Source organism: bacterium (assembly GCA_026416715.1).
GTDB lineage: Bacteria > UBP4 > UBA4092 > JAOAEQ01 > JAOAEQ01 > JAOAEQ01.
Window position 1 is genome coordinate 13,396 of sequence record JAOAEQ010000029.1, and the last position, 20,138, is coordinate 33,533.

Genomic DNA, 20,138 nt, shown 5'->3' on the forward strand with positions numbered 1-20,138 from the left:
ATGACTAATGGTGGCTAAAAGAGTTGTGAAAAGACTTCGTTGGAAAGCAGGATACCTTTATCGGTCAGTCGAAGGTATTGGTCAGTCTGCTGAAGTAGTCCTGATTCAAATAATTCAGGTAATTCAGTATCGAATACTTCACGAAATTCTTTCTGAAACTTCTGCTGAAACTTTTTTAAATCTAGCCCTTGCATCGTTCGAAGCGCTAACATAGAATACTCTGCCATTTTCTGCTTCCCTTCTAAACGTTCTGAAGCCGCACGCGCTGGGTGACCAGATTTAATTCGCTGTATATATTCTTCCAGTGAATGGACATTCCACGACCGTTCGCCATTAAGATATGAATGCGCACTCGCTCCGAACCCAAGATAGTCATTATCGTTCCAGTAATTCAGATTATGTTGACATTGCCGACTCACGACTTTGCGGGTAATTAAGTCAGGACCGGGTAATGCGAAATTTGAGATTTCATAATGGACATATCCTGCGTGTTGAAATATATCAATTGCATATTGGTACATCTCTAATTCAACCTCTTCATCAATCGGTTTAACTTGACCAGATTTGAGCTGATGATATAAATTGGTATTCGGTTCAACTGTGATATTATAAGCGGAAATATGTTCCGGTAATAAGGTTACGGTATGTTCAACCGTTTCTTGCCAACTCTGCAATGTTTGGCCAGGGTAACCAAAAATCAAATCGAGATTGATATTATCGAATTCCGCATCCCGAGCAAACTGAAAACTAGCAAAATTATCTTCGACTGAATGAACTCTACCCATTGCGGTTAATACTGTTTTATCAAATGATTGAACGCCTAAACTGATTCGGTTAACTCCCGCTTGTTTATACTGCTTTAACTTCTCAACATCAACAGTTCCCGGATTAGCTTCAAGTGTTATTTCAACGTTTTCTAGCGGCGGGGGCTGATTCATCATGCCTTTGCCAAAAAGTTCAGCTATTATTCTCGCGATTTGTTCCGGCGGAACTAATGAGGGAGTTCCGCCACCAAAATAAATCGAACTTGGGATGAATGGCAATGAAGCTTTTATCTGATTTATTTCCTGAATCACAGATTCAATATATTCATTCATTAAACTAGATTTATCCGCATACGAAATAAAATCACAATAATTACATTTCTTTAAACAAAATGGAATATGTATGTATATACCTAACTGCATTGGATTATAAGTAACCGCGAAGAACGTCTAGTAGACGCCAAAACTATGGATTTCTTTGTGAACCTTGCGTATGACCTAATACGTTCTACGGTTAACGTTCCTATTGTATTTTTCTCATTCGCCAGAGTTGCCAGCGTGGAAATAAACTACCGTTACGTTCTCTTTTCGCCCAATAAATCAGAAACGCTTTTCCTTTAATCATCGATTCCGGGAGAAATCCCCAATATCGGCTATCCCGACTATTATTTCGATTATCCCCGAGCATTAACAATGAATTCGATGGGACAACTACCGGTCCATAATTATCGAACGATGGTTCCTTAACATACGGTTCAATCAGCTCCGAGCCATTGATTATTATTTTCCCAGCAGAAATGGTAACCGTATCTCCGGATAAACCAATTAACCGTTTAACAAAATCCTGTTTCGGGTTCTCCGGATATTTGAAGACAACAACATCTCCTCGTTGCGGCTGTTTAAATAGATAGTCGAACCGGTTAACAAAAATCATATCGCCAACTTGCAACGTATTTTCCATTGAACCGGAAGGAATTTTAAACGGTTTAACGACATAGGTCTGAACGATTAGCGCGACCACGAATGCTACGGTGATAATTTCACTCCATTCCCGGAGAAAAGATTTCTTCTTCATATCTAATACTGCTCAACCGCAATGACACAAAGATAAATCGTACCGCGTGTAACCTAAAAATGTTATCTTAGCGTTCTTTGCCACTATGGAGTGACTGTATCGATTGGCTTTTTTAACTAATCAATCGTATTCTAGTAATTGGGAAGTAAATCAGGAACGCTTTCCCTTTAACGAACTTTTTATCTAAAAATCCCCAATACCGACTATCTTTACTATTATTCCGATGGTCGCCCATAACGAAAAGATATCCTTTCGGAACCGTTACCGGTCCGAAATTATACTGGCGCGGTTCATAATAAAACGTATTCGAATATTTAATATACGGCTCAACGATTGGGTTACCGTTAATGTATAATTTCCCATCTTTCAATTCGAGTGTTTCACCTTCAACCGCAACCACTCGTTTGATATAATCTACCTTTAACCCGTCTGAAGGTGCTTTAAAAACAATAATATCACCCCGTGCTGGCTCTTGAAACCAATAAAGAAATCGACTGACAAATAACATATCGCCTACTTTTAACGTATCTTCCATTGAGCCGGATGGTATTTTAAACGGTTTCATCGCAAAGGTAAATAGGATCAGCACTAAAGCAAATGAGGTAACGATGGTTTCCATCCATTCTCGTAACTTTGATTTCTTCATAAATTCACCTATCGCAAAAAATTATGTTTTATATGGATAATACCTTCAACTGTATCTATTAAATATTATTTAATTAGCTAAAATTACATTATCCTCGTCTGAAATTGTAAGGTAAAAATGATAAGATTGTTTTGCTGCTCTGATTATGAGACTACGAATCATTCTACTGCTAAAACGGCCATAAAAGCTTCCTGCGGAACTTGGACTTTTCCGATTTGTTTCATTCGTTTTTTCCCTTCTTTCTGTTTTTCGAGCAATTTCCGTTTCCGGGTAATATCGCCGCCGTAACATTTCGCAAGCACGTTTTTTCGTAACGGTTTAACGGTTTCTCGTGCAATAATCCGACTCCCAATAGCTGCTTGAATAGCCACTTCAAACATCTGCCGCGGAACCAGTTTCCGTAACTTTTCAACAATCGCTTTCCCGCGATGATATGCATTCGCCCGATGAACGACTACTGATAACGCATCTACTGGTTCTCCGTTAAGTAAGATATCGAGTTTAACCAAATCCGAAGCACGGTATCCGATAAACTCATAATCTAACGAAGCATACCCGCGACTTAACGATTTCAATTTATCATAAAAATCGAGTATAATCTCCGATAATGGCAGTTCAAAAATAACCGTTGCCCGTGAACTATCCGCAAATTTCATCTCTTTATGTTCACCACGACGGCTGACCGCTAAATCCATGATACTACCTAAATATTGCGTTGGTGTGCTAATGATCGCTTTAATATACGGTTCCCGACACTCAAGGATTTGTCCAGTGGGAAACTCGGATGGATTATTTACTTCAACCACTTCACCATTCGGCTTAACGATTTGATAGACAACATTCGGTGCGGTGGTAACTAACGTTAGTTGGTATTCGCGTTCTAGTCGCTCTTGAATTATTTCCATATGGAGTAACCCGAGGAACCCGCAACGATAACCGAACCCTAGTGCTGGCGAATTATCCGGTTCATATATGAACGAAGCATCGTTTAACTTTAGTTTTGCTAATGCATCGCGTAACGATTCGTAATCTTCGGCGATGGCAGGGTAAAGTCCACAATAGACCATTGGTTTAACTTGTTTATATCCGGGTAGTGGTTCTGTCCGTCCTTGAACTGCGTTGGTTATCGTATCCCCAACACGCACATCAGCAATGGTTTTAATCGTTGCGAGGAGATATCCAACCTCACCAACACTTAACGATTCTACCGGTTCCATTTTCGGTGTAAATATACCGACTTCCGTCACTTCATAAACGCTATTCGTTGACATAATGCGGATTTTATCCCCAGGATGTACCTCGCCATCCATAACCCGAATATAGACTACTACACCACGATAGGCATCATATTTCGAATCGAAAATCAGCGCGGCTAACGGTCGGGTTCGTTCCCCTTTTGGCGGAGGAATACGGTTGACAACCGCTTCTAGGATATCCTGAGTTCCAATTCCTTCTTTAGCGCTCGCAAGGATAATCTCCGATTCTTTAACCGCTAATAAATCGACTATTTCCTGCGCACAGGTTGCAACATCCGCATTCGGTAAATCTATCTTATTAATAACCGGAATAATCGCGAGATTATTCTCGAGCGCTAAATACGCATTCGCTACCGTTTGCGCTTCAACTCCCTGCGCAGCATCAACCACTAATACTGCACCTTCACACGCGGCAAGACTCCGCGAAACTTCATAGGAAAAATCTACATGACCAGGGGTATCCAGGAGATTCAGTTGATATTCGATTCCATCTTTCGCTTTATATTTCAATCGAACCGGATGCGCTTTTATGGTTATTCCACGTTCCCGTTCCAAGTCCATCGCATCGAGCATCTGTTCCCGCATTTCCCGTTCCGGCACCGCACCACTTAGTTCGAGTAACCGGTCGGACAATGTGGTTTTCCCATGGTCAACATGCGCAATTATACAGAAATTACGAATACGACTTATTTCCATTTAAAGAAAAAGATGAATCGGTGAACAGATGTCGAAAAGCTTTTTCTCCTCCTACCCACTCACCGATTCTAGAGTTTATTTCGGACGTTGTCTTCGGGCATTGATGTCTGCAAAAACTACACCAGCGGCACCAATCATTCCGGCATCGTTACCGAGCTTAGCTAAAACGATTGCAGTCCGTTCAGCTAAAAATTTAAACGCGCGTTTTTTCACTTCTTCCCGTGCAGGGATTAATAACCAATCTCCGGATTTCATCACGCCACCACCGAGAATAACCATTTCCGGATTTAATAGATTAATGAGCGTCGCGATTCCGATACCGAGATATTTTCCAGTTTCAAGCAGGATTTTCCGCGCTAGTTTATCTCCAGCGACTGCCGCTTCATAGACCAATTTCGAAGTTATTTTCGATAAATCATGGCTAACCAGTTCGGTTATTTTCGTTGTTTCGCCAGATTCGATCGCGATAATGGTTCGTTTCACGATACCCGTTGCTGATGCATACGCTTCTAAACAGCCATAATTCCCGCAACCGCATTGTAGACCGTCTGGGATTAGATTTATATGCCCGGGTTCACCACCTGCACCATCAGCGCCATGCCAGATTTTCCCATCGAAAATCAATCCGCCACCGATACCAGTTCCGATGGTTAAAACAATTACGGTCTGGTTATCTTTCCCAGCGCCCATCCATTTCTCGCCGAACGCTGCGGCGTTCGCATCGTTTTCAATATAATACGGAAACGAGAATCCTTTTTGCATCTCGGGTAGTAACGGAACATTAACCCATCTAGCGAAATTCGGCGCTACACGCACTATCCCGGTTTTAAAATCTACTAAGCCCGGAGTCGCTACACACGCACCAACAACTTCCCCTCGGTTTTTACAAGCAACATCAACCAACTGCTGAGTTAACTCTTGAAGTTGAGCTACCACTACCGGGAAACCATCATTCGCTTTTGTTGGGATTTCTAATCGGGTCAGGATGTGTCCTTGTTCATCAACTAACGCTGATTTTATAAAGGTTCCACCTAAATCTATTCCAATTGCATAGGGGGTATTCATACTTATTTCTCCTGCTTGATTCTTATCATTATTAAACTAATTATTATAGTATACTAATTTTAATCTTAACAAGGTAACGTATTGATTTCTTAACCTGTTCTAATTCCTAATTACTACGGTGAAAATGAGAGGGGAAAACTGAATAAGTAAACCAAGAGAGAAAGTGTTTAAGAATAAACCCTTAATAAAAGATAAGAAATCAAATTTACCAATGGTAAGTTTGATTTTTTACTCGTTTCATTAGAGTTAGACATCGCGCACTTTTTCGCGAAATTGAATCATTCGATTCAATAAGTCATCCCTATTGGGAAACATTCAAATAGAATGCGGTGATTAACGAATGGAATTTATGCGCTTCCGCATCTGACCGTGACGGAATTAAAACGATATTCGTTCCGCCGACTGCAATATCTCCCGCAATCCACGGCATCCGCCATTTATCGAAATTCTGATATACTTCAGTTAAAAACAGGGCACTATCCGCATCCGGACAGAAGATGATATCCGGGTCACCGGCAACTTGGCTTTTATTTCCCATAAAATTCTTAATTCTCGCTGCTTCCGCAGAAATAACAATATCATACGCCATCGGTCCTTCAACTATCACTTCCGGATTAACTTTATACTCTTCAACCAGCTTAACACTATCATAAATTGAGGAAACATTCAGCAGGAGTTGTTCCGTAAAATCGATCAGCCCGATTTTCAGTTTACTTGATTTCCCTAACCCATAATTTTTTGCTGTTTCAATCGCAAGCTGAACCGTGCGCTTTTTCTTGACATAATCAGCGGTATCGACTGCGGCCGCAATGAAGAGATACCCGCCGTTCGGTTCGATAGTAGCCTTCCTAAAAATATAAATTATTCCGCCTTGAGAATCTGATAGGGTTCTCTCATATTCCAGCGTCCAAGGTAGTTCATGTATCACTGATTTATAGACGATATTCCCCGGCGTTATCCAGGGCATAATCAGGATATTCGCTCCATCCTGCATTGCTTGCGCGAAAGTATAGGTTCCGCTTAATTCCGCAGGTTTTGGTTCGAGTCCTAACCGTTTCGCTACCTCGACCGCATTATCTAATATCTTCTGTTTAACTGCAGGAGTAGGATGGATAATAATCCCGCCATCGCTCATCAGCAGCATTCCTTTCGGGGTTTCAAAAACTCGAATATGGCTGATGATATTCCCGGGTTTACGTAACCCGCGAGTTTCATCAAGAACTAATCGCATCAACTGGTCGGAAGTGATTTTCCCTTTAGCGAGAATATGCGCTTTCCCATCACGTATGAGCTGCATCGCAGTATATACCGCTTCATCTTTATCTTTTATATCAATTATTTTTTCTTTGAGAAATAGGGCGAGCTTATCCCGATTGATGATTGTGTCGATTTCTTCTTTATCGCCTACTAAGAGAATATCAACAATACTGTTCCCAAGTTGTCGGTAACTATATTCAACTGCATGCAGGGAGAGTTCATCTTGTGCAGGTGCAACGATGACGGTGATCGGTCTCGTCTGCTCTTTTAGAATCTTAACGATATCCGCAAATTTTTCTATTTGCATAGAAATACCCTGTAATTTTAAGATGCTATTTATTATATTATACTGCTAATAAAAATAAAAACTTTTCTAATAACTCTTGCCCTTGTTCACTTTTCAACTATGAACTTATCTGAAGTTATCCTATAATAATTTTTTAGGCAACATTAATTATGGATAAATATAGTTCCCCGATTGTAGTTATTCGAATTGATGATATCTTCATGCTGGATTCGGAGATTGAACCGAGTAGTATCCTTAATTTTGCGAATACAGCGGAAAAACATCTGGCGAAATTAACTCTGCATACTATTCCCGCACGATTATTACAAAAGACTAATAACTATAAACGAATGGAAAAAGAACTACGCCGGCATATAACCTTTGGTCACGAAATAACCCAGCATGGATATACGCATCAATGTGCGATTTGCGGCAGTACGGGACATGAATTTGATTGTAGTGCTACCGGAAAAATTGTTGCACAAGATATCCAAGTCGCTCAAATAAGAAAAGGACGTGACTTACTCACTCAAGTTCTCGGCATACACCCTCGCGCGTTCGGTCCCAGCGGAACCGACCGTTATGTTCCGCAAATGATTGCTGCAATGAAACAGCTGCGGTTTCCTTATCATACCGATGTCGGAAATCATCTTCCGTTCATTGACCGTGGGATTTGGGCTATCCCAGTTCAGAATGATTATTGTTGGGCGTTATCGAAGAAAAAATATCGCTCGGTAATGAATAAGGCAATTGATGATTTTAAACGGCATGCGAAGCAATACGGTTATTTCGGCATTCTATTTCACGACCATTTCACCCGTATCGGGTATGAAAACGGGGTGGTTATCCATTGGCTTGATGAATTTCTCACGAAAATCAATCAAATAACTGATGGTAATATTCGATTTATGACCTTAACTGAATTTGGCGATTGGTATCGTAAGAGATATCCCGGCAAGAAAAATCCTTATCATCCGATGAAAGGTAATAAGACTACTCTCGGTGCTTAATGCTACTTCTCTTGAGCAGAAAATCGTTTACTATATACCGACCGACTATAATTAACCACATTTTTCTGTTGCGGTTTCATCAACCGTTGGTTCGGTAAATTCACTGTTCTGGTTATTTTTCTTTTCCCAATATTAACAATCGGTGGTTTCATAGCTTATTAATTTCACATTTTGTATCATTAGTGTCCAATAGACAATAGAGACAGGAATCGGATTCGATCGAGCGCTAGCCCAGGGAATATATCCCCGGCTAAAATCGGGTCGAAATAAGTCCGCTTGGCACCTCAAGTTCCTATATGTACATTCATTTTAGTTATACAGTTCCCAGCGGGTAACTGTTGCTGCAGGTTGGGTTAAATAGAGATACACCGTGCACGTTTGCGGACTATTCTCCGCAAAAGTTCCTGTAACAGTTATATGCCCGGTATATGCACCGGCGGATAATCCGCTGATATTAATTTCGGTTGTAACCCGTGTATATTCTAGTAATGGGATAAATCCAGTGGTTCGCGATAGGGTTAGCCAGCTCCGGTCAACTGATGCTGACCAATACATCGAACCATTTCCGTCGTTATAAATATATAACAGTTGCGATGCTGGATTGCCTGCGCCCACTTCGGTGGTGATACCGATATACGTCGGTGATATTCTCAATACCGGCGGAAGTAAGGTTAAATATACCGTACAGGTTTGTGTTCCATTCGTTGCACCGGGTGCGCTGATGATAATTTGTCCGGTTCTAGTTCCTCCAGATAACCCGGCGATATTAATTCCGATAGATACACTCGTTGACATACCGACGGGAACTGTTCCGCTGGCTGGCGTTAAACTTAACCAACTTTGGGTTGGAGCTGCTGACCAGGTCATCGTCGCGTTTCCTAGATTAGATATCGTTAACGTTCGCACGGGTGAACTTCCTGCCACTGCGGTAGTTATACCGATATACGTCGGTGAAATCTGTAAACTTGGCGCTTCAACATAATCCGGTCCAGCGAGTTTAAAATCATGGATTTGTGCTTCGTTCAAATTATAACTCATCAATCGAATCCAACCGACTTTTTGCCCGGAATCGGTAACTGTCCAGTTCACCACCGGAGTCGAACTACCATTTTTGTATATTTTAATCGTGATATTTGAATCTTTCGCCACAACGTTGATTCGGAACGAATCCCCGCTATTAATCCCATCAGAGATATATTGGTTATAGCTCCCGATTTGCGTCCAATCATTTGTTCTTCGCAAAATGATACGATTGGTATTCACTAACGAACCAGCAGTAAAGAAGGTTATCGAATACCCTTTCGACCCTTCACGGAACCGCAAATCGAAATTGGCTTCGCTATTGCTAGTATTAGACCGATTTGCGTTCGTAATGGTTATATTCGTTTCCAGCCAGAAATTACCATACACATACCCCGCGGTTCGAATTCCACCGCCGCCATTAACGCTACCGTTCCCTAACAATCGAACGGAACCGCTTCCGCTCATAGTTACACTCCCTGACCCGGTTACTTCCGGTTTCCAATCCGGTAATGGCGGGTTGGTGTCAAGGGTAGCGCCGGTGAAATCGTCATACCACCAGACGGAATTCTGGCTTACCGTCGGCCCACCGCCAGAACTACCTTTCCCATAATTCAATCCACAAGCGTATTGGAACGAATACCACGGATTGAGCTCCTTATCCGTTGACCCGATTCCGGTTTTCCAATATTGCAGCGAATATTCATCCCACCCCGCACCGGAAGGATACACAAACCAGGTTGCCGCAATAACATTATGGTTCGGCTGACCAGGCCATTCGCCGTCGCGACCGGTATTCCAAGCATACATCTGGGTTAACGCCCGATGTAAAAATTTCGCACCGATATTCGCTTCCGATGAATTCGGCATATGTTTATTCCATTCGGTAATAAAAACCGGTCGATCACTTAATCCGAACTGGTCGATTATCATCAACTGTTCCCGAATCGTATCCCAAAAACCGGTAACTCCATAATTTTCGCCACCGGGTTCAGCATAACTATGTAACGCAAATCCGTCTATTTTATTTTTATCCGGAACCGCTTCTATCATTCGCCATAAAAATTCGTTTCCATCCATAAACCGAACCCCGCTGATAACATTCCCCGGACTGACTGGTTGCATGAGAACTATCTGGGTTGCCGGAGTGGTAGTTGGAGTAACGAGATGGATCGAGTCACGACAGTAGAGATAGGTCGTAGCATATTCTGCTGGACTTGGTTGCCAAGTTACATTATAGCTGGAACCACCCCAACGGTAATTTTCTCCGATAAGATTAACTTCGTTCCCGATTTGCCAAATATGACAGTAGTCTTTCAAGGTTTCAGCCATGCTTTTACAATCGCGGGCGTAGTTCCCGAGCGTATAAGGATCGGACGAATGCGGAACATTGCGACTCCAATATGGATGAACGCGAAATATAACCGAATGATTTTTCCCTGACCCGGTTATAACTGGACAAACATTATTCGCAAAATAACTTGGTCGGTCCCATTCTGGTGCAACACTCGCATCAAGATGGGTTATTTCTAAATCCCAGATACCTTTCCCACCAGACATTGTTTCAACATCAGTTGACCATACGTTCCCATACCAATGAATCCCATATAACCACGGGGAATCCGTTGCGCCTGCCCAACCAGTTGTATTGAACCCTCCTATCAATATAAGGCTGATATATAAAATATACCTATATTTCATCGCAGAATATCCTTTCTGTAAGTTTTTATTATTTTGCTATTAAACTTTTGCTATTATTTTAGTATATCACAAAAACCAAGCCGATTTCAGTTCAGATTAACCTCTTTTTTCACCTGAGTTGGGATGAACGAGCTCGAGCTCGTTCATCCTTGCTCCACTATTTTTACGCTAATTTTTAATATTTAGGTATTGTTGTGGCGGTGTATGCGAAAAAATCACGTGGTTTTGCATTTCCGGGTAACCAGTGGTAAAATTAAATGCTAAATTCCATCTAGGAGGCATTGGTATGGATATACTTGGTGTAGCTACTTTAAGCACTCTTGGCACCTTGCTGTTGACCGGACTAGGTATGACAGCATCACTTGATACCAAAGCAAGTTCGGTTTTGAAAGGGAAAAAGATTTGCCTCGACCCAGGTCATGGCGCAACCGCAGCAACGGACTCGTTCCGGCAAGGACCAACCGGAGAACGGGAAGAATGGGTTAACCTGCGAGTCGCATTAATGCTTAAAGAGATGTTGGAAAAAGCTGGTGCGGAAGTGATTATGACTCGAGTGAAAGATGAAGATGTTTCATTACGACGTCGCGCGGATATCGCCATCGAAAATCAAGCGGATATTTTCGTTTCCATCCATCATAATGGAACTGACCAAGACCCCGCCGTGAATTATCCGCTGATTTTCTTCTGGAAAGATGCGAACAACAATCCCGCAAGCATTGATTTAGCGAAACTAGTTTTGAAACATATCCAAAAAAATCTTGGACTCCCGCGCGGAGATGTATATTCTGATTTCTTGGTTTTCCCGGGAACCGGCACTGGCGTGCTGCGTATGACATATCCGTATATGCCGGGAATTATCGGAGAAGCGTCGTTTTTCACCAACCCGGATGAAGAGCAGCGGCTGAAACAGACTGCATATAATCGGAAAGAAGCGGAAGCATATTTCGCAGCGCTCGTGGAATATTTCAGGAATGGATTACCGACCGCAGAATTGATTGAACCGAAACCAGGCGAGAAACTCCCCGCAGAGAATACCCGCATCCGATTCAAGCTGAACGATGGGTTAGGCGGAACCAAAATGGATGAACAATCTATTCGGGTTATCTTTAATGGAGAAGAAATCCCGTTTACGTTCTCTATGAAAGATGGAGTTTTAACGATTGAAACCAGCAAACTTCGCGGGGGAGAGCAAATAGTGCAACTGTTCGCCAAAAATAACAACGGGCAATCGATACATCCGAAACTCTATTACTTCCAGCTTGAAGGACCGGCAGCGAAACCAGAAAAAAAGCTCTGGGTGAAAACCTATGAACAGGGGAAAGCATTGTTCGACCAAGTCAAATCTACTAAAGCGAAAGATAAAACTGACCAGGCGAAATTGAACGAAGCGATAAAATTATTTGGTCGAAGTTTGCAGTTATTCCCGAATAGTCCGGTCTCCGATAAAGCGCAATATTATACTGCGGTAGCGTATGAGAAGATGGGAGATAGTTTTGAGTATCGGAAAAAAGCGATTGAAGCATACCAGCGGTTGCTGGATTATTATCCAACCAGCGATTTTATCCCAGATGCAGAAAAAGCTGTGGAACGCCTATGGAAATAATGGTTGGAGTATATAAGTTTACTTGCGCTTTTCATTTACCAATTTGAGTTATTTTAGATTATAATATGCAATCATTATACTTCTGAAAAGGTGAGGGATATGATTATGACTGAAGGAGCGATTCAGGTGTATGTATTCAATGTATTTTATGCAATCGGTGGAATAATTGTAGGGCTGGTTGCAGCCTGGTTCGTCTATTGGTTTTTTGATAAAGTAACGCCGACCTGCAATTTCGATGAAGAGTTGAAAAAGGGGAATGTTGCAGTCGCAATTGCGGTTGGCTGTTTATTCATTATGATTGGATTATTAGTCGGACTTATTGTTGGTTTAGGATTAAATTGAGAAAAATAGAAGCAAGCAACTAGAATGTAGGTAATCCAATGAACAAATCGCCTAATATCCGTTTATCTAATATTCTCTTTATTAGATTTATCCTTGTTTCGCTTTTAACAGCTGGAGTAATAGCGAGAGTTATAGAAAATCGAAAGAAAAGAAAAAGGCAAAGAAGCATAGCTACCGTTAGTAAGTTGTGCCTTGTGATATTATTAGCATTCTGTATAGCATCTGTTTCAGCAGCGCAACCGAACCCGACATCATGTATCCCGCAGAAGCGGTTCACCCGATACGATGGAGTAATCAAAAAATATGCAAAACATTATGGATTCGACTGGCGACTTATCCTCGCGCAGATCAAACAGGAATCGGCGTTTAACCCGCAAGCGAAAAGTCAATGTGGTGCGCGCGGGTTAATGCAGTTGATGCCGAAAACCGCAGCGGAAATGAAAGTTAAAAATATTCTGAATCCGAGCGAAAATATCGCTGCCGGTATCCGGTATCTCCGAAAACAATATGATTTGTTTCCCGATGTTCCGGAACCACATCGGGAACTGTTTGCATTAGCGAGTTATAATTGTGGGGCTGGGCGGTTATTCGATTCCCGTGATATTGCGAAATATGAATTGCGACCTGACCATGAATGGGATGATATCCAACTCGTTATGCCGAAATTAACGAAAGAATATAAAGAGTTACATTTAAAAATTTGGCAGCAACCGCAACCGCGCTATGGTTATTTCTCCGGCTGGAAAGAAACGATAACGTATGTTGCTAATATCTGGAACTACTATCTAGAGTATCGCGAACAAACTATCTGATACACCACCAAATGTCAATAGCAAACAATTTTGGTTAGAAGTTTATCGTTACGGTTAGGGTTGAACCTGAGAAACTCAACCTGTTCTAACGCCATGGGATTCGTTACCCTAACCCGATACCGTAACCTTTAATTTGCATTAAAAACAGTATATAACCACTTTCCTTGAAACCTATTAATCGAAACCAGCGAATAAATTCTATTTTACAAAAGTACGGGAAACTACTCTCTCAAGTCGACCGATGGTTCGCTGCTGTCCAGAAACGGTACCCGAAAGACGTGGTATGTAAAAAAGGCTGCTATGATTGTTGTTTAGGATTGTTCGATATCTCGCTATTAGACGCTTATTATCTGCAACAAGGATTCTCTCAACTACCGAAATCAATGCAAAAAAAGGTTATCAACCGTGCGGAAAAGATTCTTATAGAAGTCCAAAAAGTTCAGCCAAACCTTACATCGCCATATTATTTAACCGAACTCTCTGATGCCGATATCGATTGCATCTGCAACACTTTTGCCGAGACCCGATGCCCGTTGTTAAGCGACCGGAATCAATGCTTAGTATATCCATACCGACCAATGACCTGCAGATTGCATGGGATCCCGTTGATTGATGTTAAGCACGGAATATATTTCGACCAATGGTGTGAATTGAATTTTGTAGGTAGAAAAGCTGAATCGCTGACCGATATCGCATACAATTTTACTGAATTAGATAAACGAGAATTGCAGTTATTTGTTGCGCTTACAGAAACGGTATTTGCAAAGCCGATTTATGAGATATATCTATTCATTCCCGCAGCACTAGTTCCAGCAAACGTACTTTAAGGTGAAATTATACATTTAAATGAACCAATCGCTACCAAGTCGTATCAAAAGGATAAAGAATGAAGTATATGCAACGCTCTATTCCTTATCCTTGATATGATACTTGTTAAACCAATCCTTGTTCAAGCATAGCATCCGCAACTTTAATAAACCCGCCGATATTCGCGCCATCAACATAATTCACAAAACCATCCGGCTGTTTGCCATAATAGACGCAGGTTTCGTGAATAGACTTCATAATTTGTTTCAGACGACTATCTACTTCTTCAGCGCTCCAGGAATACCGCATACTATTCTGCGACATCTCGAGCCCGCTCACAGCTACACCACCGGCATTCGCTGCTTTCCCCGGTCCATAAAGGATCTTCGCGGCTAAAAAAACATCGATCGCTTCTGGAGTAGACGGCATATTTGCCGCTTCTGCAACGCAGATACATCCGTTTTTAACTAACGTTTTTGCATCTTCTTCATTAATTTCATTCTGGGTAGCTGCAGGTATCGCAACATCGCATTTGATACCCCAGGGTCGTTGCCCTTCAAAATACTGGCATTTGAATTCTTTTGCATATTCTTTAATTCGACCCCGCCGAACATTTTTCAACTCGAAGACATACTCAAGTTTTTCACGAGTTATTCCATCTGGGTCATAAATAAATCCGTTCGAATCGGATAAGGTCACCACTTTTGCGCCCATATGCAATGCTTTCTCAACCGTACCCTGTGCTGCATTACCAGAACCGGAAACAACTAATACCTTCCCAGCTAATGAATCATTTCTGGTTTTCAACATTTCTTCAGCAAAATATAAGGTTCCGTATCCAGTTGCTTCTTTGCGCAGGAGACTTCCACCCCATTTCAATCCTTTTCCGGTTAAAACGCCAGTAAATTCGTTGGTTAGTTTACGGTATTGTCCGAATAAAAATCCTATTTCACGTGGACCAACCCCAATATCACCTGCAGGAACATCCGTATCCGGTCCAATATAGCGAAACAATTCGGTCATAAACGCTTGGCAAAAATGCATAACTTCATTATCCGATTTCCCTTTCGGGTCAAAGTCAGAACCACCTTTTGCGCCGCCCATTGGTAGAGTCGTGAGTGCATTTTTAAATACCTGTTCAAATCCGAGAAATTTTAATATACTGAGGTTGACCGATGGATGGAATCGGAACCCGCCTTTATAAGGACCAATGGCGCTATTCATTTGGATGCGATACCCACGGTTAAATTGGATTTCTCCATTATCATCAACCCACATAACTCGAAACTGCAGGATTCGTTCTGGTTCAACAATCCGTTCGAATATTTTTGCTTTTTGATATTTTGGATTCTTTTCGATAAACGGAAGTATCGACCGGGCAACCTCATATACCGCTTCATGAAACTCATATTGTCCCGGGTCTTTAGCTTTTACTTTTTCCATAAAATCAGCTAGTGATTGTCCCATACCTTTTTCTCCTTATATCCCTCAGATTAATATATAAAAAAAATAGATATTGCATTTAACCCCCATTGGGGTTCGGCGCAATATCACTGATATTTAGATTTCCTTTGTTATCTGTAACAAGCAAAAACTGTTGTTGTCAAAACGGATAGAAGTTTACCCTAATAAATCTTCTCCTTTTCACCTAAACCTCTATATTTATAAGTTTAATATTATATCATAAAAATTTTGCTCAAAAAATATCTACTATTTATTTTTAAGATGAAAATGATTGTGGATAGCGGTTAACGGCAAGGATTTGATACCGTAAATTTAATCCTGGGTTTATTCTGAACAGGCATTTTTTTAACTTTGTTAACCATTTGTTTCATTTTATATAGACGAAGTAATCCGACAATAAAAATGAAAATACTTATAGGGACGAAAATATATCCGAACATGAAAAATACCGGTGATTTAAAAAATTGAACTAACGTTATTCCAACCGCAAATAACGTTAATGCGGTTCTGATATAGGCAAGAAACGTTCGTTCGATAGCTAATACCCGTCCGGTGAATTGCTAGATGGTCAGGTAACATTAAATTTTCTCTCGCACCTTATCATACGGAGATTCATCCATAATCTTTTTTTCTATCCTATCAGATTAAAAGCCAACTCACCACCGGTAAGCTTTCTTTCTATTTACTTTAGATAATTTACCGATTGAAACAGGCATCAATCAAATCGTCTAGGTTCGCCGTCGCTACACATTGTACCGTATCCGCACCGCCGTAATAGATTTTCACTGTCCCATTCGATTCCGGAATTGCACCGCTGGTGAACACAACGTTCATGGTTAATCCGACACGTTCATACGGCATTTTCGGAGATAATATCGGCGCTTTCCCGCGAGCGATAACTTTACTCGGGTCATCTAAATCTAAGAGCATAACCCCGAGATGATAAACATACCCACTTGCCATAACATGGACACCGTGGAATATTTCTAACCAGCCTTGTTTCGTTCGAATCGGTGGCGCACCCGCTCCGATTTTTTTCCAAGCCCAGCCACCACCGGTTTTCGCAATACATTTCGACCGACCCCAATGAATTAAATCCGGCGAGTATGAAATCCAGATATCACCATGGTCGCCAGGGGTTATCGGTCGGTCAAGCCGAACATAATCTCCCTTGATTCGTTCGGGGAACAATGCCGCATTGCGATTATCAGTTTCGGAAATGCAACCATGCCATTGATATTGTTTAAAATCTTTCGTGCTCATCAATCCAATCCGGACACCATGGTTACTATGGCAAGCGAAGGTTAGATAAAATGTTCCTTCTATTTCAACAACGCGCGGGTCATAAATCATTCCGCTAGCATATTCGTTAAACTCATCATCATCCGGCATCGGAACCGGCGCGTCCCAGATGGTAAAATTATATCCGTCATCACTAGTCGCAACCCAGAAATAATCGGTGATATCGATACTTTCAACCCGTAGCATCATTAGATATTTATCATTAAACTTGCAGGCACCGGAATTATATACTCCGGAGCATTCAAATGGCATATCGTCAGCGGTAATTATCGGATTTTTCTCATATCGTTTAACAATTTGCTTTTTGGGATATAACATAATTTATCCCCTGTCTTCGCTTTGCTATAACACTACTTATTTTACTTTCGCGAATTTGATAACATCTTGGTCAGTGAGCTGTTTCATTGCATCATATAACGCAGTATGGAAACTGCCCGGCTTCCCATCGGTCTGTTGCGCAGCAAGTTCTGCTGCAATCCCGTAAATACATAATCCGCTAACTGCAGCGCGGAAATAATCCTTCTGCACGCCGGCACAACAAGCAATTACCGTGGTTGCCATACATCCGGTACCGGTGACGGTAGTCAACATCGGATGCCCGTTATCAATATACGCTATATTTTTGCCGTTACTGACAACATCCTGCGCACCGGTTATCGCAACTATACATTGATATTTTTCCGCTAATTCAGTGGCAACAATTTCCTTTTCGCTCTTTGCACTGATTGATTCTACACCACGAATTTCAGCCTTATGTCCAGCTAAAATTGAAATTTCAGCTAGGTTCCCACGAACAATAGCGATGGTTAATTCTTCCATCAGCCGATGACTACTATCCGTTCTTAATTTGGTCGCACCAGCACCAACCGGATCAAGTACTATTGGAATCCCGGAACGGTTCGCTTGTTTCCCGGCGAGCAGCATCGCTTCGATCCATTCGGGGGTTAACGTGCCGATGTTCAGAAGCAGACAATTTGCCATCTGAACCATTTCCGCAACTTCTTCTTTCGCATGCGACATAATCGGCAATCCGCCAGTGCATAAGGTCATATTTGCGGTTTCATTCATCACCACGAAATTGGTTATATGGTGTACAAGCGGTTTTTTAGAACGAACTAATGTTAAATCTGCAGCAATTTGGGTAGGAGTTATAGAAGACATAATAATTTAGTTAATTTAAATTTACCATTGAACATTTTAAATTTTGTATTGTAAATTTTAGGTTTTAACTACATGAGGCAAATGGTACGCCCAGCTGGAGTTGAACCAGCAACCTTTGGCTCCGGAGGCCAACGCTCTATCCAATTGAGCTATGGGCGCACATAACTTCCTCACCGCCGGAGAACGCAGTGAGTTCGGATTTTCCTTTAAGACTAATTTATTTTATCATTTACTCGAACGAACTGCAACTTGAGAAAAATAGAAAGAACGATTTGTCAGGTTCAGGTAAAATATAGGATTATCTATCCGAAGACAATTTTGTATCCGGCGCGAACAGAATTGGAATTTCTTTTTAACCTCATACCAATTGTAATAAACCATAGCGTTATCTTATTTCACCGCATTCTGCTCAATGATGACATATTTTATTCATCTGGTTAAGAAACAAAAACTTCGGCATAATTCCTGCTCAATTTATGAATGGTTACATAATCTATGCGGAGAAAAGCATTTATGGCAGCAAGAATAACGTTCTTAACTGAAGAAGCTGAACCGAAACCAGTTAAATCATTGACTCGATTAAACAGTTTACTTGCGGAAGATGATATAATCTGTCCCGTATCTGATGATGCAAAAAATGCCCGAGTTAAGCTTCAAACCGAGTATCAAATTCAAAAAGACTCGTTCTTAAAGGCTAAATCGGTGGTGAATGCGACCAACCTGTTTATTTGTAATCATCTCCGTCTTCCTCGAAGAGTTTAGCTTAACGAGGGAGTGAGTGGAGAGAGATGAGAATTGAACCGTTCAATTCTCATTCTTGTTCGGTAGTAAATCTAACTCGAAAATGTGAATAAACCCGAGTTTTAATTTGAGGATTATAGGTTTTACCCTATGAAATAGGAGTTTTGTGGCTAAATTGCTTTACTTTCCCCAATAATCTGCGCAACTTCCTAACGATAGCAACTATTGAAGAATCCTAACTGGTAATAATCCCGGATGTGAATCGCGGAACTAGGGTAAGAGTATCAACCTGAGCGCAGTAATCTAAATCCGCTTGATATCCCAGGGAAGCGAGATATTGACCATGTTCACAGGTATTAAACATCTGGCGAAGATTAGATTTATAAATGGTATAAAGTATCTGGGATACGCGAGCTGCATCAGTTATAGCAAATTCATTTCCCGCATTCAGTTTATCAACAAACGCTCCGGCGCAAACCACATCTTCTAACGAAAACCTACCTTCTTTCCCAGAAGTAATCAGTAAAACATTCCCTTCTGCCTGGTTAACGAAATGCGTTACCGCAGTTAAGTTAAGAAAACAACCGATAACCGATACACTTGCATTCTGTGCGGTATGGCATGCTTTCGTTCCGTTCGTCGTTGACATAATTAACGTCTTCCCGGCAACAACTTCTGGAACAAACTCACGTGGGGAGTTGCCTAAATCGAATCCGGGAATTTTGTTACCTTCGCGTTCTCCACAAAGAAGCACTTCTCCGGTCGGGAACTGTTTAGCGAGTTCTTTCGCTTCCTGCGGTTCGTTCACTGGAATAACCTGTTTCGCCCCGTTTGATAGTGCAGTCAAGATAGTCGAACTCGCACGCAGAACATCGATAACCACTGCAACCGACCCAGCAACCTGCTGGCTATTAACCATATTCGGGAGTAATGCAACATCTATCGTTTTCATAACCACAAAACCTTAAGAAAAAATTGGAAACCAAAACTCATATGCTAAAATTTTTTGTTACCTTCGGTTCTTACGTTCTTTCGTTCTTTCGTTCCTACGTTTGCATATATCTTACTGAAATTTATTACTATCCTGCAACCGCAAATTAATAGAACCATTTGACATCTGTCTCTTATAC

The 20,138-nt window shown here is 41.4% G+C and carries 18 protein-coding genes and 1 tRNA gene; 6 read left to right on the forward strand and 13 right to left on the reverse strand.

Going from position 1 to position 20,138, the window contains the following annotated elements; translation table 11 throughout:
• Positions 1-14: 14 nt before the first annotated feature.
• The 6 genes from hemW to N3A72_11060 all read right to left on the reverse strand — a co-directional run bounded on the left by hemW (position 15) and on the right by N3A72_11060 (position 7,066).
• Positions 15-1,187 (reverse strand): radical SAM family heme chaperone HemW, encoded by a 1,173-nt coding sequence (hemW, locus tag N3A72_11035; GenBank protein MCX7920116.1) that lies wholly within the window; start codon positions 1,185-1,187, stop codon positions 15-17.
• Between the two features lie 100 nt (positions 1,188-1,287).
• Complete coding sequence (gene lepB / locus N3A72_11040) at positions 1,288-1,839, reverse strand: signal peptidase I (GenBank protein MCX7920117.1); 552 nt, start codon at positions 1,837-1,839, stop codon at positions 1,288-1,290.
• A 112-nt stretch (positions 1,840-1,951) separates the two neighbouring features.
• Complete coding sequence (lepB, locus tag N3A72_11045; protein ID MCX7920118.1) at positions 1,952-2,485, reverse strand: signal peptidase I; 534 nt, start codon at positions 2,483-2,485, stop codon at positions 1,952-1,954.
• A 158-nt stretch (positions 2,486-2,643) separates the two neighbouring features.
• Complete coding sequence (lepA, locus tag N3A72_11050) at positions 2,644-4,437, reverse strand: translation elongation factor 4 (protein MCX7920119.1); 1,794 nt, start codon at positions 4,435-4,437, stop codon at positions 2,644-2,646.
• Positions 4,438-4,512: 75 nt separating this feature from the next.
• Positions 4,513-5,502: an ROK family glucokinase gene (locus N3A72_11055; GenBank protein ID MCX7920120.1), complete on the reverse strand. Its 990-nt coding sequence runs from the start codon at positions 5,500-5,502 to the stop codon at positions 4,513-4,515.
• A 301-nt stretch (positions 5,503-5,803) separates the two neighbouring features.
• Positions 5,804-7,066 carry a phosphate acyltransferase gene (locus N3A72_11060; protein ID MCX7920121.1) on the reverse strand — a complete coding sequence of 421 codons (1,263 nt, stop codon included), beginning with the start codon at positions 7,064-7,066 and terminating at the stop codon, positions 5,804-5,806.
• A 149-nt stretch (positions 7,067-7,215) separates the two neighbouring features.
• Here N3A72_11060 and N3A72_11065 point away from each other — a divergent pair, with 149 nt between their 5' ends.
• Complete coding sequence (locus N3A72_11065; GenBank protein ID MCX7920122.1) at positions 7,216-8,055, forward strand: DUF2334 domain-containing protein; 840 nt, start codon at positions 7,216-7,218, stop codon at positions 8,053-8,055.
• A 2-nt stretch (positions 8,056-8,057) separates the two neighbouring features.
• Here N3A72_11065 and N3A72_11070 read toward each other — a convergent pair whose 3' ends face one another.
• Complete coding sequence (locus tag N3A72_11070; GenBank protein MCX7920123.1) at positions 8,058-8,207, reverse strand: hypothetical protein; 150 nt, start codon at positions 8,205-8,207, stop codon at positions 8,058-8,060.
• Between the two features lie 157 nt (positions 8,208-8,364).
• Complete coding sequence (locus N3A72_11075) at positions 8,365-10,776, reverse strand: hypothetical protein (GenBank protein ID MCX7920124.1); 2,412 nt, start codon at positions 10,774-10,776, stop codon at positions 8,365-8,367.
• A gap of 286 nt (positions 10,777-11,062) precedes the next feature.
• On the opposite strand from N3A72_11075, the gene N3A72_11080 reads away from it, so the two are divergent.
• The 4 genes from N3A72_11080 (at position 11,063) to N3A72_11095 (ending at position 14,360) form a co-directional block, all read left to right on the forward strand.
• Complete coding sequence (locus tag N3A72_11080) at positions 11,063-12,379, forward strand: N-acetylmuramoyl-L-alanine amidase (protein ID MCX7920125.1); 1,317 nt, start codon at positions 11,063-11,065, stop codon at positions 12,377-12,379.
• A gap of 99 nt (positions 12,380-12,478) precedes the next feature.
• The gene (locus N3A72_11085; protein ID MCX7920126.1) at positions 12,479-12,721 is read left to right on the forward strand and encodes a DUF350 domain-containing protein; all 243 of its coding nucleotides are present in this window, start codon (positions 12,479-12,481) and stop codon (positions 12,719-12,721) included.
• Positions 12,722-12,915: 194 nt separating this feature from the next.
• Complete coding sequence (locus N3A72_11090) at positions 12,916-13,533, forward strand: transglycosylase SLT domain-containing protein (GenBank protein ID MCX7920127.1); 618 nt, start codon at positions 12,916-12,918, stop codon at positions 13,531-13,533.
• Between the two features lie 164 nt (positions 13,534-13,697).
• Entirely contained in the window at positions 13,698-14,360 is a 663-nt protein-coding gene (locus N3A72_11095; GenBank protein MCX7920128.1) for a YkgJ family cysteine cluster protein, read from the forward strand.
• A 106-nt stretch (positions 14,361-14,466) separates the two neighbouring features.
• Here the strand turns inward: N3A72_11095 and gdhA are convergent, their stop codons facing one another.
• From gdhA to N3A72_11115, 4 genes are all read right to left on the reverse strand, one after another.
• Entirely contained in the window at positions 14,467-15,807 is a 1,341-nt protein-coding gene (gene gdhA, locus N3A72_11100) for an NADP-specific glutamate dehydrogenase (protein ID MCX7920129.1), read from the reverse strand.
• A 693-nt stretch (positions 15,808-16,500) separates the two neighbouring features.
• Positions 16,501-17,424 (reverse strand): glycoside hydrolase family 130 protein, encoded by a 924-nt coding sequence (locus N3A72_11105; GenBank protein MCX7920130.1) that lies wholly within the window; start codon positions 17,422-17,424, stop codon positions 16,501-16,503.
• 36 nt (positions 17,425-17,460) lie between these two features.
• On the reverse strand, positions 17,461-18,267 hold the full coding sequence (gene thiM, locus N3A72_11110) for a hydroxyethylthiazole kinase (protein ID MCX7920131.1): 807 nt from the start codon (positions 18,265-18,267) through the stop codon (positions 17,461-17,463).
• A gap of 82 nt (positions 18,268-18,349) precedes the next feature.
• Positions 18,350-18,426 (reverse strand) — tRNA-Arg (locus N3A72_11115).
• Between the two features lie 354 nt (positions 18,427-18,780).
• Here N3A72_11115 and N3A72_11120 point away from each other — a divergent pair.
• Positions 18,781-19,029, forward strand: coding sequence for a hypothetical protein (locus N3A72_11120; GenBank protein MCX7920132.1), 249 nt, complete (start codon positions 18,781-18,783; stop codon positions 19,027-19,029).
• 214 nt (positions 19,030-19,243) lie between these two features.
• Here N3A72_11120 and N3A72_11125 read toward each other — a convergent pair whose 3' ends face one another.
• Complete coding sequence (locus N3A72_11125; GenBank protein ID MCX7920133.1) at positions 19,244-19,960, reverse strand: 2-phosphosulfolactate phosphatase; 717 nt, start codon at positions 19,958-19,960, stop codon at positions 19,244-19,246.
• Positions 19,961-20,138 lie beyond the last annotated feature (178 nt).

What these genes read in the sequence shown, in the direction of transcription:
- N3A72_11060 (MCX7920121.1), bottom strand. Translation starts at nt 7,066, where the DNA reads ATGCAAATAGAAAAATTTGCGGATATCGTTAAGATTCTAAAAGAGCAG.
- N3A72_11070 (MCX7920123.1), bottom strand. Translation starts at nt 8,207, where the DNA reads ATGAAACCACCGATTGTTAATATTGGGAAAAGAAAAATAACCAGAACA.
- N3A72_11120 (MCX7920132.1), top strand. Translation starts at nt 18,781, where the DNA reads ATGGCAGCAAGAATAACGTTCTTAACTGAAGAAGCTGAACCGAAACCA.
- N3A72_11085 (MCX7920126.1), top strand. Translation starts at nt 12,479, where the DNA reads ATGATTATGACTGAAGGAGCGATTCAGGTGTATGTATTCAATGTATTT.
- lepB (MCX7920118.1), bottom strand. Translation starts at nt 2,485, where the DNA reads ATGAAGAAATCAAAGTTACGAGAATGGATGGAAACCATCGTTACCTCA.
- gdhA (MCX7920129.1), bottom strand. Translation starts at nt 15,807, where the DNA reads ATGGGACAATCACTAGCTGATTTTATGGAAAAAGTAAAAGCTAAAGAC.
- lepB (MCX7920117.1), bottom strand. Translation starts at nt 1,839, where the DNA reads ATGAAGAAGAAATCTTTTCTCCGGGAATGGAGTGAAATTATCACCGTA.
- N3A72_11065 (MCX7920122.1), top strand. Translation starts at nt 7,216, where the DNA reads ATGGATAAATATAGTTCCCCGATTGTAGTTATTCGAATTGATGATATC.
- N3A72_11080 (MCX7920125.1), top strand. Translation starts at nt 11,063, where the DNA reads ATGGATATACTTGGTGTAGCTACTTTAAGCACTCTTGGCACCTTGCTG.
- N3A72_11075 (MCX7920124.1), bottom strand. Translation starts at nt 10,776, where the DNA reads ATGAAATATAGGTATATTTTATATATCAGCCTTATATTGATAGGAGGG.
- lepA (MCX7920119.1), bottom strand. Translation starts at nt 4,437, where the DNA reads ATGGAAATAAGTCGTATTCGTAATTTCTGTATAATTGCGCATGTTGAC.
- N3A72_11055 (MCX7920120.1), bottom strand. Translation starts at nt 5,502, where the DNA reads ATGAATACCCCCTATGCAATTGGAATAGATTTAGGTGGAACCTTTATA.
- thiM (MCX7920131.1), bottom strand. Translation starts at nt 18,267, where the DNA reads ATGTCTTCTATAACTCCTACCCAAATTGCTGCAGATTTAACATTAGTT.
- hemW (MCX7920116.1), bottom strand. Translation starts at nt 1,187, where the DNA reads ATGCAGTTAGGTATATACATACATATTCCATTTTGTTTAAAGAAATGT.
- N3A72_11125 (MCX7920133.1), bottom strand. Translation starts at nt 19,960, where the DNA reads ATGAAAACGATAGATGTTGCATTACTCCCGAATATGGTTAATAGCCAG.
- N3A72_11105 (MCX7920130.1), bottom strand. Translation starts at nt 17,424, where the DNA reads ATGTTATATCCCAAAAAGCAAATTGTTAAACGATATGAGAAAAATCCG.